Here is a 24,648-nt window from a genome sequence, read left to right on the forward strand (position 1 = left end):
CCACGGTGCCACCGCCCCCGCCGCGACGGGCTCACCCGAGTGGGGCCGGGCCGGAAGGGGGAGGTCCGGGGGCAGGGGCGTGGCTAGCGTCGAGGAGGTCCCGACCAGCCGCGTCCAGCCGGGCGCCCTCACTCTCGGAGCCACCGATGACCCTGCTCTCCCCGCCCCGCTCGTCCCCCCTCGCCGGCCGCACCGGCCGCCGGCGTCCGCGCCAGGGCCTGGCGCGGCTCGCCGCACTGGCCGCCACCGGTCTGACCGCGACCGGTCTCGCGGCCTCCGCCCTGCTCGCCCCGACCGCGGCCGGTGCCGCGCAGGCCCCCGGCGACGGGCCCTTCCCGCAGCGCGTGGCGCTGCCCGACGGCTTCCAGCCCGAGGGCATCGCGGTCGGACGCGGCTTCGCGGCGTACTTCGGGTCCCGTCTCGACGGCGACCTCTACCGCGCCAACCTGCGCACCGGCACCGGCCGCGTGATCAGCCAGGGCCCCGGCACCCCGTCGGTCGGCCTCAAGGTCGACGAGCAGAACCGGATCTTCGTCTCCGGCGGCACCGCCGGCGACGTGCGTGTCGTCAAGGCCGGCAGCGGCGAGGTGCTGGCCGGCTACCAGCTCGTCGACGTGCCCGCCGACTCCGACGCCGCCTTCATCAACGACGTCGTGCTCACCGACGACACCGCGTGGTTCACCGACTCCGAGAACGCCCAGCTCTTCGGGCTGCCGCTCGACGGCGGCGACCTCCCCGACGCCGCCGACGTCGTGCGGCTGCCGCTCGGCGGGGACTGGGAGCAGGCCGAGGGCCTCAACGCCAACGGCATCACCGCCACCCCCGACGGCAAGGCGCTGCTCGTGGTCAACTCCGCCTCCGGCGGGCTCTTCCGCGTCGACCCCGCCACCGGCGACGCCACGCAGGTCAACCTGGGCGGAGCCGAGCTCACCAACGGCGACGGGATGCTGCTCGAGGGCCGCCGGCTCTACGTCGTGCAGAACCGGCTGAACCAGGTGGCTGTGCTGCGCGTCTCCGCCGGCGGGCGCAACGGCACGCTGCAGCGGACCCTCACCTCCGGCCAGTTCGACGTGCCGACCACCATCGCGCGACTCGGCGACCGGCTCTACCTGCCCAACGCCCGCTTCTCCACCCCGCCGACCCCCACCACCGAGTACTGGGTGACCCGGGTGGCCGTGCCCCGCGGCTGAGCCACCCGCTCGGGGGGGCGGGCGGCCGGGCAGCCGGGCGGCCGGGTCCGCCGTCCGCCAGGTCCGCCGCCGGCCGCGTGACCGGCCGCGTGACCCGCTCCGCTACGCGCTTAGTGGTCGCGAGGCTTCCGCGCGGAGCCCGGATCGGGCACCGTGGACAGATGCAGGAGACCGAGGAGGAGCGCCTCGCCCGCGAGGCCCGCGAGGAGCAGGTGCGCGCCGACGCGGCCCGCGCCCGGGCGCGGGCGGCCGAGCGCCGGGAGACGATGCAGTTCGTGCGGGAGCTCGACATGAGCGAGGAGATCGACGACTGAGCGCCGCGCCGGACGTCATGCGGAGGGTGGATGCGCATCCACGCCGCGCATGACGTCGCGCCTGCGCATGGCGTTCCGCCTGCGGTGAGGTCGGGGAGGGGCGTCGTCCAGGTGGGCGCGCACGGACGTCATACGAAGGGTGGATGCGCATCCACGCCCCGCATGACGTTCCGTCTGCGGCGCGGTCGGGCCGGGGCGTCGTTCAAGTGGGCTCGCGGACGGCATGCGAAGGGTGGATGAGCATCCACGCCGCGCATGGGCGTCCCGCCTGCGCATGGCGTCCCGTCTGCGGCGCGGTCGGGCCGGGGCGTCGTCCAGGTGGGCGCGCACGGACGTCATGCGAAGGGTGGATGCGCATCCACCGAGCGCATGACGTCCGGCGGGCGTCCGCGGGGCGTCGAGGGGGACGTCATGCGAAGGGTGGATGCGCATCCACCGAGCGCATGACGTCCCGCTCGACGAGGCGTTGCGCCCCGTCCGGCTCAGGGCAGGACGACGATCCCGTCGTCGTCGCTGACCACGGTGGCGCCGGGGGCGAACGACACGCCGCCGAACTCCACCACCACGTCGCGCTCGCCCGCACCGTCCTTGGAGCTCTTGCGCGGGTTGGAGCCGAGGGCCTTCACCCCGAGGTCGAGCTCGCGCAGGGCGGCGACGTCGCGCACGGCACCGTGGATCACGACGCCCTCCCAGCCGTTGGCGACGGCCGAGGCGGCGATCAGGTCGCCCATCAGCGCGGTGTGCAGCGACCCGCCCCCGTCGACGACCAGCACCTTGCCGGCGCCGGGCTCGGCGAGGGTGGCCTTCACGAGGGCGTTGTCCTGGTGGCAGCGCAGCGTCACGGCGGTGCCGGCGAAGCGGGCGCGAGCGCCGTACTGGCGCAGCTGGAGGTCGCAGGACTGCAGCGCCTCGCCGTGCTCGTCGACGAGGTCGGCGGTCGGGGTGGGCCCGGTGGTCGGCCCGGTGGTCGGCCCGGTGGTCGGCTGGGCGGTCGTCGGCTGGGGAGTGGAGGTCACGCGGCCATCCCAGCACAGCGCGCCCAGCCCGCCCGGCGCCGCCGTCCGCCGCCGACCGCCGCCGTCCGCCCACCGCGGGCCGCCCGTCGCCGCGCCGCGCCCGCGGCGGGGGACGATGGGCGTGTGACTCCCCGCCCCGCCGGTTCCGCCGGTCCCGCTAGCCCTGCCGGTCCCGCCAACCCCGCCGGTCCCGCCAGCTCTGCCAGCCCGGCCGGTCCCGCCAGTTCTGCCAACCCCGCCGGTCCCGCCAGCCCAGCCGGCCTCGACGCCCTCGCCCCGCAGTCCGCCGACCGACCCGTCGTGCTCGACGGCGGGCTGTCGAACGCGCTCGAGGACCGCGGCGTCGACCTGTCGTCGCAGCTGTGGACCGCGACGGTGCTGCGCGGGTCGCCGGAGGAGGTCGAGGCCGTGCACGCGGCCTACTTCGCCGCCGGGGCCGAGGTCGCGACCACCGCCAGCTACCAGGTCAGCGAGCAGGGCGTCGTGGCCGCGGGCGGCACGCCCGAGGAGGCCCGGGCGCTGCTGGCGCGCAGCGTCGAGGTGGCCCGCCGGGCCCGCGACGCGGCGCAGGAGCTGCGCGCGGGGTCGGGCGGGCCGGGGCACCGGGGGGCCGAGCGCGGTCGGCTGCTGGTGGCGGCGTCCGTGGGCCCCTACGGCGCGGTGCTGGCCGACGGGTCGGAGTACCGCGGCGACTACGGGCTCACCCCCACCGCGCTGCGCGACTTCCACGCGCGACGCCTCGACGCGCTCGCCGCCGCCGGACCCGACCTGCTCGCGGTGGAGACGCTGCCCGACGTGCGCGAGGCCGAGGTGCTGGTGCCGCTCCTCGACGACCTGGGTCTGCCCGCGTGGGTGTCCTACTCCGTCGCCGGGGGACGCACGCGCGCGGGCCAGCCGCTCGAGGAGGCGTACGCCGTCCTGGCCGGCAGCACCAGCGTGGTGGCCGCCGGGCTCAACTGCTCCGCCCCGGGCGAGGTGGCCGCGGCGGTGCGGGTGGCCGCCGAGGTGACCGGACTGCCCGGCGTGGTCTACCCCAACCGCGGCGAGACCTGGGACGCGGTGGCCAAGGTCTGGCGCGGCGAGCGCGACTGGGACGTCGCGCCCGCGGCCGGCTGGGTCGGCGCCGGGGCCCGGCTCGTCGGCGGCTGCTGCCGCGTGGGACCCGCCGACATCGAGCGGCTGGCCCGGGCCCTGGAGGCCTGACCGACCGCCCCGGTGCCTCCTGGCCTCGCGCGCCCGGCCTCAGTGGGCGACGAGCTCCTTGGCGCCGGCGTCCCAGACGACCTCGGTGGCGCCGGAGGCGAGGGCCTCGACCACGGTGTCGACCACGACCTGACCGGGCAGCGGGGCGGGCAGCTTCGGCGGCTCGCCGGCCAGCGCGCGCTCGGCCAGCCCGGTGTCGAGGTGGGGCGGGCGCACGTCGAGCACGGTGAAGGCGCGACGGTTCTCCCGGCGCAGGACGGTCAGCCAGGTGGAGAGGGCAGCCTTGGTGGCGGAGTACTCCGCCATCTGGTTGGTGGGCAGCTCGGCCAGGATGGCCGAGAGCACCGCGACCGTGCCGCCGTCCTCGAAGCGCCCGGCGGCCGCGCGCACGAGCGCCATCGGACCGAGGGTGTTGACGGCGAAGAGCTCCTCGACCACCGCCGGGTCGGCCTCGGTCGCGGGACCGAAGCCCGCGACCCCGGTGGCCACGACGAGCAGGTCGAGGCCGCCCATGGCGTCGGCCGCCGCCCCGACGACCTCGCGGCAGGCGTCGGTGTCGACCAGGTCGAGCACGAGCGGCTCGGTGCCGCAGGCCTGCGCCGCCGGCGCGAGCCGCCCGGCGTCGCGACCGGCGACGCTCACGGTCGCGCCACGCTCCACGAGGGCGCGGGCGATGCCTGCGCCGAGCACCCCCGAGGCCCCGACGACCAGTGCGCGTGCTCCCGACAGCTCCATGGCTCCTCCTGCGTGCGGGCCCGGTCGGCGCGGGCCGTGGTGCGGCGGCTCGACGCGGGTCCCGGGCGGGTCCGAGGGGCCCCGACGAGGCCCTCCCGAGCGACGGTAGGGGGCCCGCCGGGCGATCACCCAGGACTCACACCCGCAGGGGTGGGAGCGGCGTCGGTGGCCGTGGCTACCGTCGGAGGAGCGCCCCGCGCGGCCGCCCGCCCGGGTGACCACCGCCGACCAGGGAGGACCACCGATGCTGATCCCCCAGGCCCGAGGAACGCTGAGCGAGCGGGTCTTCCCGCAGCTCACCGGAGGCCTCGAGGACACCGCGAGTGCGGGTCTCGGCCGCGGCGGGGACGCCGACTCCCGCGACGACGCCGCGGTCACGCTCTGGGCGCTCCAGGAGCTGCACTACCGCGGCTTCGACGACGTCGACGACGCCCTCGAGTGGCACCCCGCGGTGCACGCGCTGCGCTGGGAGCTCGAGGCCGACCTCGAGGCGCGGCTGCGCGAGCGCCACGCCGACCTGGTGCCGCGACCCGAGGACCACACCGCCGAGGGCCTGGCCGAGCGGCTCTTCGCCATGGTCGAGGCCGACGACGGACCCTCGCTGGCCCGCCACGTCGAGACCACCGCGACCCGTGACGAGGTCGAGGAGCTGCTGCGCCACCGCTCGGTCTACCACCTCAAGGAGGCCGACCCCACGACCTGGGTCGTGCCGCGCCTGGAGGCCACGGTCAAGGCCGCGCTCATGGAGGTGCAGCTCGACGAGTACGGCGGCGGCGACCCCGCCCGCCTGCACCACCACCTCTTCGCCCGCGGCCTGGCCGCCTCGGGCATGAGCGCCGACTACGGCGCCACGGTCGACGAGGCGAGCGCCGCGGTGCTGGAGCAGAACGCCGCGCTGTCGATGCTGGGCCTGCACCGCCGCCTGCGCGGCGCCGCCCTGGGCCACCTCGCCGCCGTCGAGGCCAGCAGCTCCGGGCCGTCGCGACGCATGGCCCGCGGCCTGCAGCGCCTCGGCTTCGCCCCCGAGATGGTGGAGTACTACACCGAGCACGTCGAGGCCGACGCCGTGCACGAGCAGCTCGCCGTGCGCGCCATCTGCGGCGCCCTGGTCGAGCGTGAGCCCCACCTCGCCGGCGACGTGCTCCTCGGCGCCGCGATCTGCCTCGACCTCGAGGCCCGCACCGCCACCGACCTGTTCGCCCGCTGGGACCGCGCGGCGTGAGCGACCCGACCCCCCGCACGGCCCCGCCGCGGGTCGGCGCCTGCGGAGCCGGCGTACCCGTGGTGGGGGCGGGGGAGGCCGCCCCGGTGGTCGACGACGTCTCACGCCCCGACGTGGTGCTCTGCCCCGGGGGCCCGATGCTCGTGCGCGGGCGGCTCGTGGTGGAGGACGACCAGGGCGTGCGGCACACCACCCACCGCCCGGTCTCCGCGATCTGCCGCTGCAGCCGCTCGGCCACGCTGCCGTGGTGCGACGGCACGCACAAGGTGCTGCCCGCCGGGCTGCGTCCCTGACGGCAGCCCGACCGCAGCCTGCGCGGGGCGGGCTCAGGCGCGGTCGAGGCGCAGCAGGGCGCCACGACCGACGACGCGACGGTCGACCGGCACGAGGCCGTGGCGGGTGCCCCAGGCCGCCTCGACGACGTCGCACTGCGCGGTGTCGGCGAGCTGGAGCAGCACCGAGCCGCCGGGCAGCAGGTGGCGCTCGGCGACCTCCAGGCAGGTCCAGGCCAGGTCGAGGCCGTCGGCCCCGCCGTCGATGGCCAGCAGCGGGTCCGCGGGGAAGCGCCCGGTGTCGGCGGAGGGCAGGTAGGGCGGGTCGGCGATGACCAGCGCGAACCGCTCGTGGTCGGCCACGGCCTCGCGCAGGTCGCCCTCGCGGACCTCGGTGAGCTCGGCGGGCCGCTCCGCGGTGGCGTTGGCGGCGACGTTGTCGCGGGCGAAGGCGCAGGCCACGGGGTTGGCGTCGACGCACACCAACGCCCGCCGCGACCCGGCCACCGCGGCCAGGCCGATGTGGCCGACCCCCGCGCACAGCTCGAGCACGGCGCCCTCGGGCCCCTCGGGCCCGGCGGCCCCGGCGGCCCCGGCGGCCCCGGCGGCGGTGCCGTCCCGCTCGGCGAGGAGCTCGGCGGCCCACCGCGACTGGGCCAGCGTCCACTCCCGCGGCTCGAGCACCCGGTCGTCGAAGGTCAGCACGAGCGGCCCGAACTCCGCCCGCCGCACCGCGTGGTCGGCGCCGGGGCCGGTCACGACGCGCCCCCGCCGGCCGTGCCGCGGCCGAGCGTGCCCCGCACCGAGCGTCCCACCGAGCGCGGCAGCGCCGTCAGCGTCGAGACCCGGGCGTGGGCCAGCGCGGCGCGGGCGGCGTTGCTGCCGGGGGCGCCGTGCACGCCGCCGCCGGGGTGGGCGGCGGCCGAGCCGAGGTAGAGCCCGGCGACGCCGGTCTCGGCGCGGCCCCACTGGCCGGGCACGGGCCGGAAGAGCAGCATCTGGTGCAGCTGGGAGGTGCCCGCGCCGACGGCGCCGCCGACGAGGTTGGCGTTGCGCTGCTCCAGCTCGCGGGGGCCGAGCACGCGACGGGCCCTGACCAGGGACCCGAAGCCCGGGGCCAGCTCCTCGAAGCGCGCCTGCATGCGGTCGGCGAAGCGCTCGCGGTCGTCGGGGCCCCAGCCGCCGCCGACCGTTCCGCCGGTGCTGCCCGAGCCGCTCGCCGCGCCGTCCGCGGCGTCGCCGCGGGTCTGCTGCGGCACGTGGGTGTAGGCCCACACCGCCTCGGTGCCGGCGGGGGAGCGGGTGGGGTCGGCGGTGGTCATCTGCCCGGCGAGCATGAAGGGGTGGGCGGGCACGTAGCCGGAGGCGACCTGCGCGGTGGCCTCGGCCATCTCGGCGCGCGACGCGGCCAGGTGCAGCGTGCCCGGGGCGTGCTCGGGGGCGCTGGCCCAGGGGATGGGGCCGTCGAGGGCCCAGTCGACCTTGACCGTCGCGGGGTCCATCTCGAAGCGGTCGAGCCCGCGGGCGACCCGGGCGGGCACGTCGGAGGGGTCGAGCAGGTGGCGGTAGAGCGCCTCGACGCCCACGTCGGCGACGACGGCGCGGCGCGCGGCGTACCGCTCGCCCGAGCGCAGCCGCACCCCGGTCGCGCGGCCGCGGTCGGTCTCGACGGCCACGACCTCGGCGTCGCAGCGCACCTCGCCGCCCAGCGACTCCAGGCGGCGCACCATCGCGGCGCTGAGCTCGCCGGCGCCGCCCTGCGGGGCGGGGAAGCCGACGGTCTGGCCCATCATCGTCAGCAGCAGGCCGAGCATGCCCGAGCCGGCCGCGTCGAGGGGGATGTCGGCGTGGCCGGCGTTGCCGGCCACCAGGGTGCGCAGCGCCTCGCCGCCCAGGCGTCCGTCGAGCATGGTCAGCGCGGGGCTGAGCAGGGTGCGCACGAAGTCGACGCCGCCGACGTGGCGCAGCCGGGTGAGCACCCCGAGGCCCCCGCGCACGGGCGGGAACGGGGTGAGCAGCGCGTCGATGAGCGCGGGGCCGATGGCGTCCCAGTCGGCGCACAGCCGCAGCCAGGCCTCGCCGTCGCCGGGGTGGGCGCGCTCGGCCAGGTCGGCGGTGATCCCGCGGTCGCGGTGCAGCAGCGCCCACGAGCCGTCGGGGAAGGGGTGGCCCTGCACCGCGGGCGGGTGCGACCAGGTCAGGCCGTGGCGCTCCAGGTCGAGCCCGAGCATCACCGGCGAGGCCCGCGCGAAGGGGTAGAAGGCGCTGAAGGTGTCGTGCACGAAGCCGTCGGCCAGCTCGTGGCTGCTGCGCACCGCGCCGCCGGCGTCGGGCTGCGCCTCGAGCACGAGCACCGACCAGCCGGCGTCGGCGAGCAGGTTGGCGGCGACGAGCCCGTTGGGGCCGGAGCCGATGACGAGGGCGTCGTACGTCGCTCCCGTCACGGGCGGTTCTCGCACACGTAGGCCAGCCGGCGCAGGGTCTCGGTGTTGCGCCAGGTCATCGGCGGGTCGTGGAGGAGGCTCGGCACGAAGCGGCCCGGTCCGCGGTCGACGCGCTCCTCGACCTCCACCGACGTGCCGGCGCCCGACGGCGTGAGGCGGAAGGTCACCCGCGCTCGGCCGAAGGGCCGGCCGTAGGCGAGCAGGGTCAGGGTGGTGCGCGGGTGCATCTCGACGACCTGGGTGCTGTCGTCGAGCAGTGCCGGCCAGGCGCCGACGGAGTGGTGCAGCCGTGACCCGACCTCGGGCCAGTCCTCGTCGACCTCGCGCATCCGGGAGGCGCCCACCACGAAGAGGGGGTACATCCACCCGTCGCTGAGGACCTCCCAGACCGTCTCGGGGGTGGCTGCGACGTCGCGCGAGGTGTGGCTCATGGCTCCCACCCTCCTCGCACCCCCCCGCCGGGCACCACACCCGCGGGGGTCAGGCGGGCCGCGCGCGTCTTACCGACCGTTGCGACCACTGCCTGACCGTCACGACGGTCGGCCAGTGGTCGCAACGGTCAGTAGGATGCGCGCGCGGCGGCGACCGCCGTCGTCAGGGGGCGAGCGGGGCCACGTGGTCGCGGATCCAGCCGAGCAGCGGCGTCATCAGCGCGACCGCCTGCTGGCCGGCGGGGGTGAGGGAGTACTCCACGTGCGGCGGCACGACCGGCAGGGCCTCGCGCAGCACCAGGCCGTCGGCCTCGAGGGTCTGCAGGGTCTGGATGAGCATCTTCTCGCTCACCCCGTCGATGCGGCGCTTGAGGGCGCTCCAGCGCAGCGTGCCCTCGGCCAGGGTGACCAGCACCAGCACGCCCCACTTGCTGGTGACATGCTCGAAGACGGCGCGGGTCGCGGGGCACAGCGAGTCCACGGGCACCGCGGCGGCGGGGGTGCGGGGGAGGGGGGTCACGATCCGACCTTACTCCGAGGTGAGTACCCCACTTCGAAGTGCGTACCCCACCGCGGGAAGGGTGTCGGGCCGGGCGAGGTTGGCAGGGGCGGGGCCGCCGACGGCGCGGCCCGCCGCGGTGACCGCCGCGGCAGCGACGTGTGGAGGAGACAGGGATGACGATTGTGGTGAGCGGGGCGACGGGGCAGCTGGGCCGGCGCGTGGTGGAGGAGCTGCTGGCGCGGGGTGTGGCCCCGGCCGACGTGGTGGCCGGCGGTCGCGACGAGGGGCGGCTCGCGGCGCTGGGCGAGGCGACCGGCGTGCGCACCGCGCGGATGGACTACGACGACCCCGCGACCCTCGGGGCGGCCCTGTCGGCCGGCGACGTGTTCCTGCTCGTCTCCGGCAGCGAGCCCGGCGGGCGCGTGCCGCAGCACGCCGCGGCGATCGACGCCGCCGTCCACGCCGGCGTCGCGCACGTCGCCTACACCAGCGTCCTCGGCGCGGGCGCCACCCCGCTGTCGCTGGCCGCGGAGCACGAGGCCACCGAGGAGCTGCTGCGCGCCAGCGGGCTGCCGGTGACCTTGCTGCGCAACGGCTGGTACACCGAGAACTACGCCCCCACCCTCGAGCAGGCGCGCGCCACCGGCGTCGTCCTGACCAGCACCGGGGCGGGCCGCGTGGCCAGCGCGACCCGCGACGACTACGCCGCCGCCACCGCGCGCGTGCTCGTCGACGTGGCCGCCGGCGACGGCGCCGAGCACGTGGGTGCGGCCTACGAGCTCTCCGGCGACCACGCCTGGAACGCCGAGGAGCTGGTCGCCGCGCTCGGCGAGGTGCTCGGCCGTGACGTCACGCTGCGGGCCGTCGACACCGACACCCACGTCGCCGCCCTGCGCGAGGCGGGGCTCGACGAGGGCACCGCGGGCTTCGTCGCCGGTCTCGACGCCGCCATCGCGCAGGGCGCGCTCGCCGCGACCCCCGGCGACCTGTCCCGCCTGGCCGGGCGCCCCACGACCCCGCTGGTCGACGCCCTGCGCGCGATGGCCTGAGCCCGGGAGGCGCGTCGCGCCCCGCCCGGACGGGCGAGGTCGGGGCGGGGCGGGCACGGGAACGGCGTGGAGCGCCTAGGCTCCCCAGCAGGACGCCGCGACGCGCCGAGCCCCCGGCACGACCGGGCCGTGCCCGCCGTACCCCGCAGTGACCGCCCGCCCCCCCTCGCCCCCTCGTCGCCTGGAGCCCCGCGTTGACCGACGTCCGACCGTCGCACACCCCCGCCTACGGCGGTGTCGACCTCACGACGTGCGACCGGGAGCCGATCCACGTGCCCGGCGCGATCCAGCCCCACGGCGTGCTGCTGGCCCTGGAGCCGGACGACCTGACCGCGGTGGTGGTCTCCGCCAACTGCGAGCAGCTGCTCGGGGTGCCGTCGGGCGCCGCGCGCGGACGCGCGCTGGCCGAGCTGCTCGGCGAGGCGGCGGCCGCGGCGATCGCGCCGCGGGCCGCGAGCCCCACCAAGGGTGAGCCGATGGTGCTGCGCCTGCCCGAGGACCTGCCGCTGGCCACCGGTGCGCGCGGCGCGCTGGCCGGGGCCGACGTCGACGTCACCGTGCACCGCTCCGGGGAGCGCGTGGTGGTCGAGCTCGAGCAGCTCGGCGGCCCGGGCGCCGGCACGCTGTCCTACCAGTCGGCGCGCGGCGCGATGGCCCGCCTGGCCAGCGCCGGGTCGGTGCCGGAGCTGGCCGACCGGCTGGCCCACGAGGTGCGCGGGCTCAGCGGCTTCGACCGGGTCATGGTCTACCGCTTCGACCAGGACTGGAACGGCGAGGTCATCGCCGAGGACCGCCGCGAGGACCTCAACCCCTTCCTCGGCCTGCACTACCCCGCCACCGACATCCCGGCCCAGGCCCGGCGGCTCTACACCGTGAACTGGACGCGGCTGATCGCCGACGTCTCCTACACCCCGGTGCCGCTCGACCCGGTGCTCGACGAGGTCACCGGCGCCCCGCTCGACCTGTCGCACTCCACGCTGCGCAGCGTCTCGCCGATCCACGTCGAGTACCTCACCAACATGGGCGTGGGCGCCTCGATGTCGGTCTCGCTGGTCATCGACGACGAGCTGTGGGGCCTGGTGGCGTGCCACCACTACTCCGGGCCGCACCGGCCCAGCCACGACGCGCGCGCCGCGGTGGAGTTCCTGGGGCAGGTCGCCTCGCAGATGATCAACGACCGCGAGCGCGCCGACGGGCGCGAGGCCGCCATCGGGAGCCAGGCCGAGCTCAACCGGTTCACCGCCGCCCTCACCGCCTCCGAGCTCAACCCGCTGGTGCAGCTCATGGCCGACCCGGCGCTGCTGCGCCTGGTCGGGGCCGGCGGAGCCGCGCTGTCGGTGGAGGGCGTCATCACCACCACCGGGCGCGTGCCCGAGGAGCGGCACCTGCGGCGCATCGGCGCCCTGCTGCACCGCCCCGACGGCCGCGCCGTGCACACCCACCACCTCGGCGTCCTCGCCCCTGACCTCGAGGAGGTCGCCGACGTCGCCGCCGGCGCGATGGTGATCGGCAGCAGCGACCCCACCAGCTGGCTGATGTGGGTGCGGCCCGAGCTCGAGGAGGTCGTCGACTGGGGCGGCGACCCCACCAACAAGCTGCTCTACGACGCGGAGGGCCCCGAGGTCCGCCTCAGCCCCCGCAAGTCCTTCGACAAGTGGCGCCAGGTCGTGCGCGGGCGCAGCGAGCCCTGGACCGCCTGGCAGGTCGACACCGCCGAGGCCCTCAACGCCCACGTCACCGGGGTGCTGCTGGCCCGCTCCCGCGAGCAGATCGCCATGGCGGAGTCGCTGCAGCGCTCGGTCGTGGCCGAGGTCGCCCCGGACTTCGACGGCGTGGAGATCGCCGCGCGCTACCTGCCGGCCTCGACCTACCAGCTCGGCGGCGACTGGTGGGACGCCTTCGAGCTCGACGACGGCCGGGTGGCCTTCGTGGTCGGCGACGTCGCCGGCCACGGCGTGCAGGCCGCGACCGCGATGACCCAGGTGCGCACCGCGCTGCGGGCCTACCTCTTCGGCGGCGACACGCCCGCGGGCTGTCTCGACCGGCTCGACCGGCTGATGGATGGGCTGCTCGACCAGCGGGTCGCCACCGCCCTCGTCGGGGTGCTCGACCGCGCGAGCGGCGTGCTCCAGCTCTCCTCGGCCGGCCACCTCCCGCCGCTGCTGTGCGTCGACGGCGAGGCCCACGAGCTGTCGCTGCGGCAGCGCCCGCTGCTCGGCATCGGGGTGGGGCAGGCCGTCGTCGACGAGGTCGACCTCTCCGGCGGCGCCACGGTGCTCATGTACACCGACGGCCTGGTCGAGCGTCGTGGCCTCGACATCGCCGAGACGCTCGAGCAGCTGCGCGTCACCTCCTGCGTCGGACCCGGCGAGCGGATGCAGGAGTGGGTCGACGAGATCGTCGAGGCCGTCGCCGGCGTCAAGGACGACGACACCACCGTGCTCGCCATCCGGATGGGCCCGCAGGGCTGAGCCCGACGCCCCTGAGCGGGGGCGTGAGCGGGGGCGTGTGCGGGGCGTGAGCGGGGCCGTGGCCGGAGGCGTCAGGCCACGAGCACGGCGAGGGCCGCGGCGACGGCGGCCACGAGGGCCAGCACCGCGCGGGCGAGGTCGGCGCGCATCAGCAGGCGCAGCAGGGCCGGGTCGGGCCGCACGGCGCCGGTGGGCCCGGGCCGGCCGAGCCGGCCGTGGGTGGGGGCGGCCAGCGTGGCGGTGACCGCGACGGCGCCGCCGGCCGCGGCGAGGGCGACCAGCTCGGCGGGACCGGGCACGACGAGCGCGGCGACGACGCCGACGACCAGCAGGGCGCCGTAGACGAACCCGACGAGCGGGGCGATCACCCGCGAGTGCCGGGCGTGGGCGGTGGGCCAGCGCTCGGGCTGCTCACGTCCGGTGGCCACCAGCACGGGGTAGACCAGCGCGCTGACGACCGCCTGGAAGCCGAGGTGGAGCCACGTGACGGCGACCAGCGCCGCCCGCACCACGTCGGGGTCGCCGAGCGGACCGCTCACGGGGTGGCGCTCACAGGTCGGCGCTCACAGGTCGGCGAGCACGGTGCGGGCGGCGCGGTCGCCGCTGACCAGGGCGCCCTGGATGGAGGCGGTGTCGCGGTGGTCGCCGCAGACCACGACGCCGGAGTCGAGGGCCTGGCGGCGGCGCGCGGCCAGCGGCGCGGGCTGGGCCGGCAGGGCGTGCTCCACCTCGTGGCGCACCACCACGCGCCACGAGGAGGTGTCGACCCCCAGCAGGAGCCCGGCGTGGCGGCGGATCTCGCCGTCGGTGGCCGGCGCGGTGCCGCGCCGCAGCAGGGCCGAGCCCTGCACGAGGTGGCTCCCCTCCGGTGCGTACGTCGGGGCCGCTGCGGACACCACCGCGGTGTTGACCAGCGGACCGGCGGGCACCTCGCGCGCGTCGACGTGGAGCATGCGGGCCTCGGTGACGCTGCGCAGCCCGACCGGCTCGTCGGTGGCGAACCACGTGGTCACCACGCCGCGGGTGCGCACCGGCTCCAGCGCGGTGAGCCCGGCGGCGTCGACGCCGTCGGTGGCCACCACCACGCGGCGCGCGCGCACGGAGCCGGCCGGCCCCTCGACGAGCACCCCGCGGGGCCCGGTGGAGCCGACCCGCTCGACGCGGTGGTCGAGCCGCACCCGCCCGCCGAGCGGCGCGGCGAGCTGCTCGGGCAGCGCCTGCATGCCCTGCGCGGGCAGGCCGGGCACGCCGGTGAGGAAGGAGCGCAGCAGCAGCAGCGCGAAGGCCGAGGAGGTGGCGCCGGAGTCGTCGAGCACCACCCCGGACAGGAAGCGGTCGAGCACCCGGCGCAGCAGACCGTGCACGCCGGCCCGGTCGAGGGCGGCGCGCAGGTCGGTGTCGCCGCCGCTGGTGAGGTGGTGGGCCAGGTGGCGCCCGGCGGGGTGGCGCAGCAGGGGCGCGGCCCAGCGGGCCAGGGGCAGCACGTCGAGGGCGCGGGGCGCCACGTGGCGCAGCGTGGAGGGCAGCGTGCGGGTGGCGCGCAGCGGGTCGCCGAGCAGCAGCCGGCCGTCCTCGGTGCCGGCGACGACCCCGGCCCCGAAGGACTGCAGGCCCAGCGCCGGGGCGTCGACCCAGGCGCGCACGGCGGCGTAGGCCGGGTTGAGCAGCTGGAAGCCGCGGTCGCACCGGTGGCCGTCGACCATGTCGGTGCGGATCCGGCCGCCGACGGCGTCACCGGCCTCCCAGACCTGCACGTCGAGGCCGGTGTCGGCGAGCACGCGGGCGCAGCGCAGGCCCGCGAGACCGGCGCCGACGACCAGGACGTCGGTCTCGGTCGCGGCGGCGCTCGCTCCGGTCGCCTCGGCGGCGGTCCCGGCAGGGGTCACGTCAGCGGACCGCGTAGCGGTCGACGTAGGACACGACGCGGTTGAACATCGCCGTCACCGAGGCCAGGTCGGCCAGCGCGGGGTCGGGGGAGCTGGCCAGCTCGTAGAGCACGGGCCGGGCCTCCTCGACGCCGGCGGCCTGGGCCACGCGGGCGCAGACCCGGGCCGCGTCGCGCACCGGGCCGGGCTCCACGGTCCACAGCGACTCGAAGACCCGGTCGCGGTCGGGGGTGTCGTCCTGGCCGGGCAGCTCCCAGGCGGTGAGGGCGGCGGAGAGGTCGGGGGCGTCGCAGACCACGGTCCACTCGCGGCGCATCGGGGCGTCGTGGGGCAGGGTCACCGCCATCGGCGTACGACGCGGCGGCTGCGGTCGCGCGGGACGCGTCGGGCGAGCCCCGGCGCCGGGCTGCGACCCGGGCGCGCCGGCCGAGGCGGGCCCGGCCGACAGCGTGGTGGTGCCGTCGTCGGAGCTGCGGGTCACGGGCGGGCTGGTGAACTCGGCGAAGACGAAGGTCTGGCGGGCCACCCGCGCCAGCTCCTCCCAGCGCTGCTGGGAGTGGGCGTAGAACTTCTCGTGCTGGAAGGCGCCGAAGAGGTAGGGCCGGTCGGCGAGCGCGCAGAACTCGTCCTCGATGGCCCACGACAGCGCCAGCAGCGTCGACTTGCGCAGGCGGTAGCTGCTGAGCCGCGGGTGGAGCCGGCGCAGCTCGGCGTAGGCCGACGGGGTCGTCGGCTCGGCGTCGGACCAGGCCGCGGAGACCGCCTGCTCGACGGCGACGTCGAGGCGCACCCCCATCTGGCGGCGGCGGATCACGTCGAGCACGACCTCGACGTCGGCCGCGGAGTAGCGCCGGTGACCGCTGTCGCGGCGCTGCGGGTTGGGGAAGCCGTGGCGCTGCTCCCACATGCGCAGCGTCGCCGGGGCGACGCCCGTGCGCGAGGCCAGGTCACCGATCGTGAGGGTCTCGGGACCGGGGTTCGACGCGTCGTTCATGGCGCCACTGTAAACCTCCACAGGGTGTTGAGGAACGTGTGGACAACTGTTCACACCCCACCGGGCGGCCCCGGGTGCCCCTCGGACCAGACCAGTGACCGGACCAGTGACCGGACCAGCGGCCGGGCACGTGGCCGGTCGCGAGGCCGGCCAGGAACCGGGCCGGCGGTCGGCCCCGGTCGGCCCCGGTCGGCCCCGGGCTGTCCGGAGGGCCGGGTCAGACCGGCTCGCCGAGGGCGCGGCCGAAGACGACCACGTTGCTCGCGTAGGCCGCGCCGTCCCAGTCGGTGCACGAGATGAGCACGAGGCGCCCGTCGCGACGGTCCTGGCCGAAGACCTGCTGGGCGTTGGCCGCGAGCTGGTCCTTGTCGTAGACCACGACGCGGGTCACCTCGTAGCGCATCCGTCCCCGCGGGGTGGTCACGTCGACCGCCGCGCCGCGCCGCACGTCGCCGAGGCGGTCCAGCGAGCCGCCGCCGGTGTGCACCGTGTGGCCCGCGATCACGGTCTGGCCGCTCTCGGCGCCCGGCTGCGCGGAGGCGTCCCACCAGCCGACGTCGAGCACGTCGGTGGGCGGGTCGAGCACGCGGTCGGTGGTGACGGCGACGGGCACGACGGGGGCGTCGATGCGCAGCGAGCGCACCTGCAGCCGCACGGGGTCGGCCGGGCCCAGGTCGGCGTACGACGGGCCGCTGTCGTCGGTGCCGCTGGGCAGGACCAGCCCACCGAGGACGAGCCCGACGCCCAGCACGAGCAGGGCCGTGGTGAGGGCTCCGAGACGGGCGGTGACGCCCGCCCCGGCTCCCGGGGCGGCGGGGCTGTCGGTGCCCACGGCTCAGGCCCTCGTGGCGCGGCGCCAGCTCGCGACGCCCGCGGCGCCGGCCAGGGCCAGCAGCCCGCCGAGGGCGAGGGTGCCGCCGGCGCCCAGGCCCTTGTCGGGTCCGGCGGTGGCGCCGGCCTCGGCCACGCCGGCCGGCACCGAGGTGGGCACGTCGGTGGGCTGGGGCGTCGGGGTCGGGTCGGGGGTCTGCGGCGGCGCGCCGACGCGGCCGTTGGGGCCGCAGGTGCTGCGGCCGACCTGGGCGCCGAGCACCTCGACGCCGAAGTCGCTGGTCACCGGGAGCACGGCCAGGTCGAGCGCGGTGACCTCGATGGCGCCGTCACTGGGGCGGACCTGCTTGTTGAGGGTGAGGTCGAGGACGTTCTCCTCCAGCGGCGCGAGCTGCTCGCCGAGGGTCGCGAGCGCCTCGTTGACCACCGCGGCCTGGTCGATCGCGTCGCCCAGCGGGCCGAGGGCTCCGTCGAGGGCGGTGGTGAGCTGCTCCTGCAGCGCCTGCTCGAGCAGCGCCGCGACCTCGCCGAGGTCGGTGACGACCTTGGTGTTGGGGGCGGGGCTGACCGGCAGCGAGACCAGGTCGACGCGCTGTCCCATCACGCGTGCGTAGGCGCTGACGTCGGCGAGGTCGGCGCTGCCGTCGGCGGTGCCGGGCGCGGCCGTGCAGCGGCTCTGGATGGCGCCGGCGTCGAGGAATACCCCGAGGTCGGCGGCGTCGAGCACCTGACCGACGGCGTCCTGCAGCGCGGGGAAGGCCTGGTCGAGCACGGGGGCGAGGGCGTCCTGGAGCTGCTGGTCCAGGCCCTGCAGGACGTCGGACTGCACCAGCTGGACGCCGGTGAGGTCGAGCGACGCGGCGTCGAGGGTGAGGTTCTGCCCCGGGGTCAGGCAGCTGCTGTCGCCGGCGGCGGCGACCGTGGCGCCGTCGCCCGCGAGCCCGGCGCACGCCGCCGAGCGGCCGTCGCGGCCCACGATGCGGGTGGTGGCGTCCTGGGCGAGGGTGCCGGCGCCCACGAAGTCCTGGCCGGCCAGGGCGGTGATCGCCGGGGAGCTCGTGCCGGTGGCGCGCTCGCGGCGGCCGTCGTTGGTCACGGAGTAGGACCCCGAGTCGGTGGGCGTGCTGGCCACCGTGACCTCCAGCGCCGTCGCGCTGGCCTGGGCGACCGGTCCGGCCGCCATCGCCGGGCTCGCGGCCAACGCGGCCACCGCCGCGGCGGCCGTCGTCGCGGCCACCCGGGTGGCGGTGCGGGCGGTGCGGGTGGTGGTGCGGGCGCGGCCGGTCCGGCCGGGCGTTCGGCGTGCTGCGGGTGCTGACATGTCCGAGAAACCCCTCCCAAGGCGTGCGGCCACGCGCGTGACCACGCTCACTCAACGGGGCCGCCCGCCGATGGTTACGCCGCCCGGGCGGGTCCCACCCCTGTGGTGGCCGCGCGGTGGGACGTCATGCGGGGGGTGGATGCGCATCCACGGGGCGCATGACGCCCCGGGGTGGGTGCGCCGGGTTGCGGACGAGCGGGGTCGAGGGGGGCCGCGGGTGGGACGTCATGCGGGGGGTGGATGCGCATCCACGGGGCGCATGACGTCGTGGGGTGGGTCTGCCGGGCCGCGGCGAGCGGGTGGCTGTGGTGGCCGTGGGGCGGGACGTCATGCGAGGGGTGGATGCGCATCCACGGGGCGCATGACGCCCCGCTCGCCGGGCCGGCCGGCGCTCAGCCCAGCGACCGGCCGATGCCGCGGGCGGCGACCTCGAGGGCGGCCACGAGACGGGCCCGGTCGCGGCGCAGCGACGGCACGACGATGCCGACGGCGGCCACGACCTCGTCCCCGCGGCGCACGGGCACGCCGACCGAGCACGCGCCGAGACTCATCTCCTCCGAGGTGGTGGCGTACCCCTCCGCGACGACCCGGTCGAGCTGGCGGCGCAGGGTGCCGGGGGCGACCACGGTGTAGGGCGTCACCCGGGTCAGCCGCGCGAGCACCTGGGCCTGCACGTCGGCGGGCGCGTGGGCCAGCAGCACCTTGCCGACCCCGGTGGCGTGCAGCGGCAGCCGCGACCCGACGGTGCTGACCACCGGCACGGAGGCGTGTCCGCGCAGGCGGTCGAGGTAGAGCACCTCCAGGCCGTCGCGCACCGCGAGGTGCAGGGTCGAGCGGGTGGCGGCGTGCAGGTCCTGCAGGAAGGGCGAGGCGATCTCGACCAGCCCGGCCTGGTGCGGGGCGAGCAGGCCGAGGTCCCAGAGGCGACGGCCGACGACGTACTCCCCGCTCTCGACGCGGGCCAGCGCCCCCCACCCGACCAGCTCGGCCACCAGGCGGTGGGCCGTGGGCACGGGCAGGCCGGCGCGCTGCGCCAGCGTGGTCAGCGAGAGCCGACGGTGGTCGTCGTCGAAGGCCTCCAGCAGTGCCAGCACCTTGCTGGCCACGCTGGCCCCGGGGGCGGAGGAGTTGCCGGCCATGGTCGCGATCCTGCCACCGGGCGCCGGTCGGTGGACCCCGGCCGGCGCCACTCCTCAGGCCGCGGTCGCCGAGGCCCGCACGTGGGCGGGCACGGTGGCCAGGGCGACGACGGCGAGCACGGCCGCGACGGCGAAGGCGTAGAAGCCCCACGGGTAGGCCACGCCGGCGGTGACCAGCGCGCCGCCGAGCGAGGGCCCGACGATGGCGCCGACGCGACCGACGCCGGCCGACATGCCCAGCGCGGTGCCGCGCACCTGCGGCGGGTAGAGGTGGCCGACGAAGGCGTAGACCAGCACCTGGGCACTGAAGACGAAGACGCCCGCCAGCAGCACGCCGACGTAGACCAGCAGCGAGCTCTCGATGCGGATGCTCAGCAGCGCGAGGAAGACCGCCGCGAGCCCGAACCACACCAGCACGGTGCGCTTGTTGCCGCGTGCGTCGGCGACCTGGCCGGCGACCAGCAGCCCGATCACGGCGCCCACGTTGAGCACCAGGATGAGGCCGGTGCCGGCCTGGATGGAGTAGCCGGCCTCGCCCATGATCTTCGGCAGCCACGTGTTGAGCCCGTAGACCAGCAGCAGGCCCATGAACGAGGCCACCCACAGCCCCAGGCTGATGCGCAGGTAGACCCCGCGGACCACGTCGGAGGCGCGCGCCGCGCGCGCCACGGGCGCGTCGGGGGTGACGGAGCCGTGGCGGTCGGGGCCGCCGGCGCCGCGGGTGGTGGCGCCGGTGGTGCTGCTCGAGGTGGGTCCCGCGGTCGCGCGCTCGTCGCGGGCGCGGAGGTAGGCCTCCGACTCGGGCAGGCGGGCCCACATGACCGGGAGCGTGAGCAGGCCGGCGACGCCGCCGACGACGAACATCGCCTCCCAGCCGTAGGCGTCGACCAGCCACAGCCCGAGCAGGGCGGTGAGCACGGCGCCGACGTGGTAGCCGGTCATCATGCGGGTCACGGCACTGCCGCCGCGGCCGGGCCGCGCGTGCTCGGACATGAAGGCCAGGGCGGTCGGCAGGCAGGCGCCGAGACCCAGACCGGCCAGGAAGCGCAGCACGGTGAACTCGGTGACGGTGCGCGCCAGCGGGAGCACCAGCGTGAGCACGGAGAAGACCGCGATGCTCGTGAGGAGGGCGCGGCGACGACCGAAGCGGTCGGTGAGCGGGCCCACCGCGACCGCGCCGATGCCGACCCCGACCAGGCCGAGGGTGGAGGCCCAGGTGAGCGAGGCGTCGGTGAACCCCAGGGCCCCGGTCGCGGACAGCACCGGGATGACGACCCCGAGCACCACGAGGTCGAAGCCGTCGAGGGCGACCGCGACCCAGCAGAGGGCCACCGGCCACCACGCGGCGGGGCTCGCCGACCCGGCGGGTCCGGAGGGGGCGTCGGCCGCCCCGGGGGAGGTGGTCCCGGGGGCGGTGCCGGGCCGCGCGGGGGTGGGGGAGGGGGAGGAGGACATGGCCTCACCGTGACAGCGCTCACATCGCGTCGACCACCGGCCGCTTCCGGTCAGCGGAAGGGCGGCGGCGCCGGTGTGACCGGCGTCGCCCTACGGTGCCGGGGTGAGCACACCCATCACCCCGGAGCCCGCCCCCGAGCCCGGCAGCCAGGCCGAGGTCAGCGCCGAGATCGCCGCGCTCGACGGCACCCCCGGGCGCCAGCCGCGCCTGGACTACCCGCCCTACCGGTCCTCCGCCCTGCGCCACCCCACCCAGGCCCTGCACCAGGTCGACCCCGAGGGGCTCGAGCTGTGGGCCCCGGTCTTCGGGCGGCGCGACGTCGACCCGCTGGAGGCCGACCTCACCATCGGCGGGCGCGGCGAGCCGATCGGCGAGCGGATGGTCGTCACCGGTCGCATGGTCGACGGCGAGGGTCGCCCCGTGCGCCACCAGCTCGTCGAGGTCTGGCAGGCCAACGCCGGGGGGCGCTACGTGCACCAGCGCGACCAGCACCCCGCACCCCTCGACCCCCACTTCACCGGGGTCGGTCGCTGCCTCACCGACGCCGAGGGCACCTACCGCTTCACCACGATCAAGCCGGGGCCCTACCCGTGGCGCAACCACCGCAACGCCTGGCGACCCGCACACATCCACTTCTCGCTCTTCGGCACCGACTTCACCCAGCGCCTGGTCACGCAGATGTACTTCCCCGGCGACCCGCTCTTCGCCCTCGACCCGATCTACCAGGCCGTCACCGACCCCGCCGACCGCGCCCGGCTCGTCGCGACCTACGACCACGACCTCACCCAGCCCGAGTGGGCCACCGGCTACCGCTGGGACATCGTGCTCACCGGCTCCCACCGCACCCCGCGCGAGGACGACGTCGAGCCCGACCACGCCGAGCACCGAGCAGGAGACGCCCGATGAGCACCGCCGCCGCTCCCACGCCCGCTCCCACGCCCGGGCAGACCGTGGGGCCGTTCTTCCACGACGCCCTGCCCTTCCCCCGCGACCGCGAGCTCGTGCCGCCCGGCTCGCCCGGCTCGGTGGTGCTCCGGGGCCGCGTGCTCGACGGTGCCGGAGAGCCCGTGCCCGACGCGCTGGTCGAGCTGTGGCAGACCGCCCCCGACGGCACGGTCGTGCAGCAGCCCGGCTCGCTGCGCCGCGACGGCGTCACCTTCACCGGCTGGGGCCGCTGCGCCACCGACGGCGAGGGGCGCTGGTCCTTCGTGACGCTGCGCCCGGGCACGCCGTACGTCGCCCTGACGCTGCTCGCCCGCGGCCTGCTCGACCGGCTCCAGACCCGCGCCTACCTCCCCGACGCGCCCGACGACGACCTCCTGCTCGCGCTCGGTCCGCGCGCCGCGACCCTGCGCTGCACCGACGACGGCGACGGGCTGCTGATCGACCTGCGGCTGCAGGGCGAGCACGAGACCGTCTTCCTCGACCACTCCGCGCGGCCGGGCGGGCCCCCCGGCGACGGTGGGACACACTGACGCCGTGGCCGACCTCTTCTGGCCCGGCGACCACCGGGCCCGCGACGTCCTCTCCGACGAGGCCTTCCTGGCCGCGATGCTCGACGTCGAGCAGGCCTGGCTCGCCGCGCTCGTCGCCGCCGACGTGGCGCCGGTGCGCGCCCGCGCCGACCTCGGCGGTCTCGTCGGACCCGGCGACCTCCCCGGCCTCGCCGAGCGGGCCGAGGCCGGCGGCAACCCGGTGCTCCCGCTGCTGGCGCTGCTGCGCTCCCGCCTCGGCGCCGAGACCGACGCCGCGCGCTGGCTGCACCGCGGCCTGACCAGCCAGGACGTCGTCGACACCGCGCTGGTGCTGCTGGCCCGCGCCGCCCTCGACGACGTGGCCACCCACCTCGGCGCGCAGGTCACGACCCTGGTCGCGCTGGTGGAGGAGCACCGCACCACCGCGATGACCGCCCGCACGCTGACCCAGCACGCCGTGCCCACGACCTTCGGCCTCGTCGCCGCCTGCTGGCTCGGCGGCGTGCTCGACGCCCACGACGAGGTCGCCGCCCTCGGCGGGCGGGCGCTGCCCGCGCAGCTCGGCGGCGCCGCCGGCACCCTCGCCGCCCTCGGCGAGCTGCTGGCGCCCGGCCACGACCCCCTCGCGCTCACCGCCGAGGTCGCCACCTCCCTCGGTCTCGCGCCCGCCGTGCCGTGGCACGGCGTGCGCAGCCCGCTGACCCGCGTCGGCGACGCCGCCGTGCGCTGCACCGACGCCTGGGGCCACGTCGCGCGCGACGTGCTCACCCTGACCCGCCCCGAGATCGGCGAGCTCTCCGAGGGCGCCGGGGGCGGGTCCTCGACGATGCCCCACAAGGCCAACCCCGTGCTGGCCGTGCTCGTGCGGCGCGCCGCGCTCACCACCCCCCAGCTCGCGGCCACCCTCCACCTCGCCGCCGCCGACCAGGTGGACCAGCGCGCCGACGGCGCCTGGCACGCCGAGTGGGCCACCCTGCGCGACCTGCTGCGCCGCACCTGCACCGCCGCCTCCCAGACCGCCGACCTGCTCGCCGGCCTCCGGGTGCACCCTGCGCGGATGGCGGCCACGCTGGAGGCCGCGGGCTCCGACGTACGCGCGGAGCAGCGGAGCATGGCCGCCCTCACCGGGCGTGACCCCCGACCGACCTACCTCGGCGCCACCCACGCCCTCGTCGACGCCGTCCTCCACCGAGCCCGTGAGGTGACCCCGTGACCCCCGACCCGACCCCCGACCCGACGCCCGACCCGACGCCCGCCCCGACGCCCGCCCCGACCCCCGACCCGCGTCCCGCCCCGGCCGCGGCGGGTGGCTCCTCCGGCGAGCCGCCGGTCGTGCCCGCGGTCACCGGGGTGCGCCTCAGCGGAGCCGCCCACCGCGCCGACCTCCCCCTGCTCGTGCTCGGACCCTCGCTCGGCACCTCGGCCGCCACCCTGTGGACCCGCTGCGCCGCGGCCGGCCTCACCGAGGCCTTCGACGTCCTGGCCTGGGACCTGCCCGGACACGGCCACAACACCGCCGTGCCCGCGCGCGCCTTCGACCTGGCCGGGCTGGCCGCCGGCGTGCTCGTGCTGGTCGACGAGGTGATGACCCAGCGCGGTGACCCGCCCGGCTCGTCCTTCGCCTACGCCGGCGACTCCGTCGGCGGCGCCGTCGGCCTCCAGCTGCTCCTCGACGCCCCCGACCGCGTCGACGCCGCCGTCCTGCTGTGCACCGGCGCGCGCATCGGCACCGCCGCCTCCTGGACCGAGCGGATGGTTACGGTCACCGACTCCGGCACGCCCGCGATGGTGAGCGGGTCGGCGCAGCGGTGGTTCGGGCCCGGCTTCCTCGACCGCGAGCCCGAAGCCGGCTCCGCGCTGCTGCACGCGCTCTCGGCGGCCCGCGACGAGGGCTACGTCGCCGTCTGCGGCGCCCTGGCGGCCTTCGACGTGCGCGACCGCCTCGGCGAGATCACCGCCCCCGTCCTCGCCGTCGCCGGCAGCCACGACGTCGCCACCCCGCCGGAGTCGCTGCGCGCGATCGCCGAGGGCGTCGTCCACGGCTCCTACGTCGAGCTGCCCGACGTCGCCCACCTCGCCCCCGCCGAGGCCCCCGAGGTCGTGGCCCGGCTCGTGCGGGCGCACCTGCTGGGCGGTTCGCTCGACGAGGCGCTCGCCGGCGCCGGTGCCGTCGGCGGTGCGGGTGGTGGCGCGGGTGGTGGCGCGGGTGGCGCGGCGCCCGCGGCGTACGACGGTGACGACCCGCGCGTCGCCGCCGGCCTGGTCACCCGCCGCGAGGTGCTCGGCGACGCCCACGTCGACCGCGCCCGGGCCGCCACGACCGACTTCACCCGCGACTTCCAGGACTTCATCACCGCCTACGCCTGGGACGGCGTCTGGAACCGCCCCGGCCTCGACCGCCGCAGCCGCTCCCTGGTCACCCTCACCGCCCTCGTCGCCCGCGGCCACCACGAGGAGCTCGCGATGCACGTGCGCGCCGCCCGCACCAACGGCGTCACCGTCGAGGAGATCCGCGAGGTCCTGCTCCAGACCGCCATCTACTGCGGCGTCCCCGACGCCAACGCCGCCTTCCGCGTCGCCCAGCAGGTGCTGGCCGACCTCGGGGAGGCCTGAGCGGCGGCTCGGCGGGTTTCGCCAGCCGGCTGGCGAAACCCGCACCTGTCGGCCGGTGCGTGGGCCGACAGGTGCGGGTCCGGG

At 77.1% G+C, this 24,648-nt stretch carries 23 protein-coding genes and 2 pseudogenes; 12 read left to right on the forward strand and 13 right to left on the reverse strand.

Annotated elements, in window-relative coordinates:
* Positions 1 to 146: 146 nt before the first annotated feature.
* Positions 147 to 1,190 carry an SMP-30/gluconolactonase/LRE family protein gene (locus ASF50_RS00360; protein ID WP_235557502.1) on the forward strand — a complete coding sequence of 348 codons (1,044 nt, stop codon included), beginning with the start codon at positions 147 to 149 and terminating at the stop codon, positions 1,188 to 1,190.
* Between the two features lie 161 nt (positions 1,191 to 1,351).
* The gene (locus tag ASF50_RS18685; RefSeq protein WP_156697763.1) at positions 1,352 to 1,504 is read left to right on the forward strand and encodes a hypothetical protein; all 153 of its coding nucleotides are present in this window, start codon (positions 1,352 to 1,354) and stop codon (positions 1,502 to 1,504) included.
* 482 nt (positions 1,505 to 1,986) lie between these two features.
* Here the strand turns inward: ASF50_RS18685 and rraA are convergent, their stop codons facing one another.
* Positions 1,987 to 2,520 carry a ribonuclease E activity regulator RraA gene (rraA, locus tag ASF50_RS00365; RefSeq protein WP_082502590.1) on the reverse strand — a complete coding sequence of 178 codons (534 nt, stop codon included), beginning with the start codon at positions 2,518 to 2,520 and terminating at the stop codon, positions 1,987 to 1,989.
* Positions 2,521 to 2,643: 123 nt separating this feature from the next.
* On the opposite strand from rraA, the gene mmuM reads away from it, so the two are divergent.
* Positions 2,644 to 3,723, forward strand: a complete 1,080-nt coding sequence (gene mmuM, locus ASF50_RS00370; RefSeq protein WP_268778343.1) for a homocysteine S-methyltransferase — start codon at positions 2,644 to 2,646, stop codon at positions 3,721 to 3,723.
* Positions 3,724 to 3,762: 39 nt separating this feature from the next.
* On the opposite strand, the gene ASF50_RS00375 is transcribed toward mmuM, so the two are convergent.
* Positions 3,763 to 4,458: an SDR family NAD(P)-dependent oxidoreductase gene (locus tag ASF50_RS00375; protein ID WP_056903131.1), complete on the reverse strand. Its 696-nt coding sequence runs from the start codon at positions 4,456 to 4,458 to the stop codon at positions 3,763 to 3,765.
* Between the two features lie 244 nt (positions 4,459 to 4,702).
* On the opposite strand from ASF50_RS00375, the gene ASF50_RS00380 reads away from it, so the two are divergent.
* Positions 4,703 to 5,680, forward strand: coding sequence for an iron-containing redox enzyme family protein (locus ASF50_RS00380; protein WP_056903132.1), 978 nt, complete (start codon positions 4,703 to 4,705; stop codon positions 5,678 to 5,680).
* Positions 5,677 to 5,973: a CDGSH iron-sulfur domain-containing protein gene (locus tag ASF50_RS19530; RefSeq protein ID WP_235557503.1), complete on the forward strand. Its 297-nt coding sequence runs from the start codon at positions 5,677 to 5,679 to the stop codon at positions 5,971 to 5,973. Before ASF50_RS00380 ends, ASF50_RS19530 begins: the two co-directional genes overlap by 4 nt.
* Positions 5,974 to 6,006: 33 nt before the next feature.
* Here ASF50_RS19530 and ASF50_RS00390 read toward each other — a convergent pair whose 3' ends face one another.
* From ASF50_RS00390 to ASF50_RS00405, 4 genes are all read right to left on the reverse strand, one after another.
* On the reverse strand, positions 6,007 to 6,711 hold the full coding sequence (locus ASF50_RS00390) for a methyltransferase (protein ID WP_056903133.1): 705 nt from the start codon (positions 6,709 to 6,711) through the stop codon (positions 6,007 to 6,009).
* Entirely contained in the window at positions 6,708 to 8,396 is a 1,689-nt protein-coding gene (locus ASF50_RS00395; protein WP_056903134.1) for a phytoene desaturase family protein, read from the reverse strand. The genes ASF50_RS00390 and ASF50_RS00395 overlap by 4 nt, the downstream gene beginning before the upstream one ends.
* The gene (locus ASF50_RS00400) at positions 8,393 to 8,827 is read right to left on the reverse strand and encodes an SRPBCC family protein (RefSeq protein WP_056863068.1); all 435 of its coding nucleotides are present in this window, start codon (positions 8,825 to 8,827) and stop codon (positions 8,393 to 8,395) included. Before ASF50_RS00400 ends, ASF50_RS00395 begins: the two co-directional genes overlap by 4 nt.
* Before the next feature lie 163 nt (positions 8,828 to 8,990).
* Positions 8,991 to 9,347, reverse strand: a complete 357-nt coding sequence (locus ASF50_RS00405; protein ID WP_056903135.1) for a winged helix-turn-helix transcriptional regulator — start codon at positions 9,345 to 9,347, stop codon at positions 8,991 to 8,993.
* Between the two features lie 155 nt (positions 9,348 to 9,502).
* Here ASF50_RS00405 and ASF50_RS00410 point away from each other — a divergent pair, with 155 nt between their 5' ends.
* Positions 9,503 to 10,378, forward strand: a complete 876-nt coding sequence (locus ASF50_RS00410; RefSeq protein ID WP_056903136.1) for an NAD(P)H-binding protein — start codon at positions 9,503 to 9,505, stop codon at positions 10,376 to 10,378.
* A 194-nt stretch (positions 10,379 to 10,572) separates the two neighbouring features.
* Entirely contained in the window at positions 10,573 to 12,849 is a 2,277-nt protein-coding gene (locus ASF50_RS00415; protein ID WP_056863071.1) for a SpoIIE family protein phosphatase, read from the forward strand.
* Between the two features lie 71 nt (positions 12,850 to 12,920).
* Here the strand turns inward: ASF50_RS00415 and ASF50_RS00420 are convergent, their stop codons facing one another.
* The 7 genes from ASF50_RS00420 to ASF50_RS00450 form a co-directional block, all read right to left on the reverse strand.
* On the reverse strand, positions 12,921 to 13,388 hold the full coding sequence (locus ASF50_RS00420; protein WP_056903137.1) for a hypothetical protein: 468 nt from the start codon (positions 13,386 to 13,388) through the stop codon (positions 12,921 to 12,923).
* A 24-nt stretch (positions 13,389 to 13,412) separates the two neighbouring features.
* Positions 13,413 to 14,735 (reverse strand): NAD(P)/FAD-dependent oxidoreductase, encoded by a 1,323-nt coding sequence (locus ASF50_RS00425; RefSeq protein WP_056903138.1) that lies wholly within the window; start codon positions 14,733 to 14,735, stop codon positions 13,413 to 13,415.
* 1 nt (position 14,736) lies between these two features.
* Complete coding sequence (locus tag ASF50_RS00430) at positions 14,737 to 15,729, reverse strand: DICT sensory domain-containing protein (protein WP_056903139.1); 993 nt, start codon at positions 15,727 to 15,729, stop codon at positions 14,737 to 14,739.
* 217 nt (positions 15,730 to 15,946) lie between these two features.
* Positions 15,947 to 16,561, reverse strand: a complete 615-nt coding sequence (locus tag ASF50_RS00435; RefSeq protein ID WP_056903140.1) for a class F sortase — start codon at positions 16,559 to 16,561, stop codon at positions 15,947 to 15,949.
* Between the two features lie 3 nt (positions 16,562 to 16,564).
* The gene (locus tag ASF50_RS00440; protein WP_156718014.1) at positions 16,565 to 17,881 is read right to left on the reverse strand and encodes a hypothetical protein; all 1,317 of its coding nucleotides are present in this window, start codon (positions 17,879 to 17,881) and stop codon (positions 16,565 to 16,567) included.
* Between the two features lie 392 nt (positions 17,882 to 18,273).
* Positions 18,274 to 19,020, reverse strand: coding sequence for an IclR family transcriptional regulator (locus tag ASF50_RS00445; RefSeq protein ID WP_056903142.1), 747 nt, complete (start codon positions 19,018 to 19,020; stop codon positions 18,274 to 18,276).
* Between the two features lie 54 nt (positions 19,021 to 19,074).
* Positions 19,075 to 20,475 carry an MFS transporter gene (locus ASF50_RS00450; protein ID WP_082502600.1) on the reverse strand — a complete coding sequence of 467 codons (1,401 nt, stop codon included), beginning with the start codon at positions 20,473 to 20,475 and terminating at the stop codon, positions 19,075 to 19,077.
* 103 nt (positions 20,476 to 20,578) lie between these two features.
* Between ASF50_RS00450 and pcaH the strand changes: the two genes are divergently transcribed.
* The 5 genes and pseudogenes from pcaH to pcaC form a co-directional block, all read left to right on the forward strand.
* The gene (pcaH, locus tag ASF50_RS00455) at positions 20,579 to 21,382 is read left to right on the forward strand and encodes a protocatechuate 3,4-dioxygenase subunit beta (RefSeq protein WP_056903143.1); all 804 of its coding nucleotides are present in this window, start codon (positions 20,579 to 20,581) and stop codon (positions 21,380 to 21,382) included.
* Positions 21,379 to 21,951 (forward strand): protocatechuate 3,4-dioxygenase subunit alpha, encoded by a 573-nt coding sequence (pcaG, locus tag ASF50_RS00460; RefSeq protein WP_056903144.1) that lies wholly within the window; start codon positions 21,379 to 21,381, stop codon positions 21,949 to 21,951. Before pcaH ends, pcaG begins: the two co-directional genes overlap by 4 nt.
* A gap of 4 nt (positions 21,952 to 21,955) precedes the next feature.
* A complete protein-coding gene (locus ASF50_RS00465) occupies positions 21,956 to 23,164 on the forward strand; it encodes a lyase family protein (protein ID WP_056903145.1) in 1,209 nt (402 codons plus the stop codon).
* Positions 23,165 to 23,346: 182 nt separating this feature from the next.
* Positions 23,347 to 23,976, forward strand: a pseudogene (locus ASF50_RS20030) (alpha/beta fold hydrolase); the annotation flags it as partial.
* Positions 23,977 to 24,195: 219 nt separating this feature from the next.
* Positions 24,196 to 24,564, forward strand: a pseudogene (gene pcaC / locus ASF50_RS20035) (4-carboxymuconolactone decarboxylase); the annotation flags it as partial.
* Between the last annotated feature and the right edge of the window lie 84 nt (positions 24,565 to 24,648).

The sequence above is a fragment of the Nocardioides sp. Leaf307 genome (genome assembly GCF_001423135.1).
In the GTDB taxonomy this organism is placed as follows: domain Bacteria; phylum Actinomycetota; class Actinomycetes; order Propionibacteriales; family Nocardioidaceae; genus Nocardioides; species Nocardioides kribbensis.

Coding starts and splice junctions, on each gene's coding strand:
- ASF50_RS00375 (WP_056903131.1), bottom strand. CDS start 4,458: ATGGAGCTGTCGGGAGCACGCGCACTGGTCGTCGGGGCCTCGGGGGTG.
- ASF50_RS00400 (WP_056863068.1), bottom strand. CDS start 8,827: ATGAGCCACACCTCGCGCGACGTCGCAGCCACCCCCGAGACGGTCTGG.
- pcaG (WP_056903144.1), top strand. CDS start 21,379: ATGAGCACCGCCGCCGCTCCCACGCCCGCTCCCACGCCCGGGCAGACC.
- ASF50_RS00410 (WP_056903136.1), top strand. CDS start 9,503: ATGACGATTGTGGTGAGCGGGGCGACGGGGCAGCTGGGCCGGCGCGTG.
- ASF50_RS00450 (WP_082502600.1), bottom strand. CDS start 20,475: ATGTCCTCCTCCCCCTCCCCCACCCCCGCGCGGCCCGGCACCGCCCCC.
- ASF50_RS00440 (WP_156718014.1), bottom strand. CDS start 17,881: ATGTCAGCACCCGCAGCACGCCGAACGCCCGGCCGGACCGGCCGCGCC.
- ASF50_RS00445 (WP_056903142.1), bottom strand. CDS start 19,020: ATGGCCGGCAACTCCTCCGCCCCCGGGGCCAGCGTGGCCAGCAAGGTG.
- ASF50_RS00360 (WP_235557502.1), top strand. CDS start 147: ATGACCCTGCTCTCCCCGCCCCGCTCGTCCCCCCTCGCCGGCCGCACC.
- ASF50_RS00430 (WP_056903139.1), bottom strand. CDS start 15,729: ATGAACGACGCGTCGAACCCCGGTCCCGAGACCCTCACGATCGGTGAC.
- ASF50_RS18685 (WP_156697763.1), top strand. CDS start 1,352: ATGCAGGAGACCGAGGAGGAGCGCCTCGCCCGCGAGGCCCGCGAGGAG.
- ASF50_RS00380 (WP_056903132.1), top strand. CDS start 4,703: ATGCTGATCCCCCAGGCCCGAGGAACGCTGAGCGAGCGGGTCTTCCCG.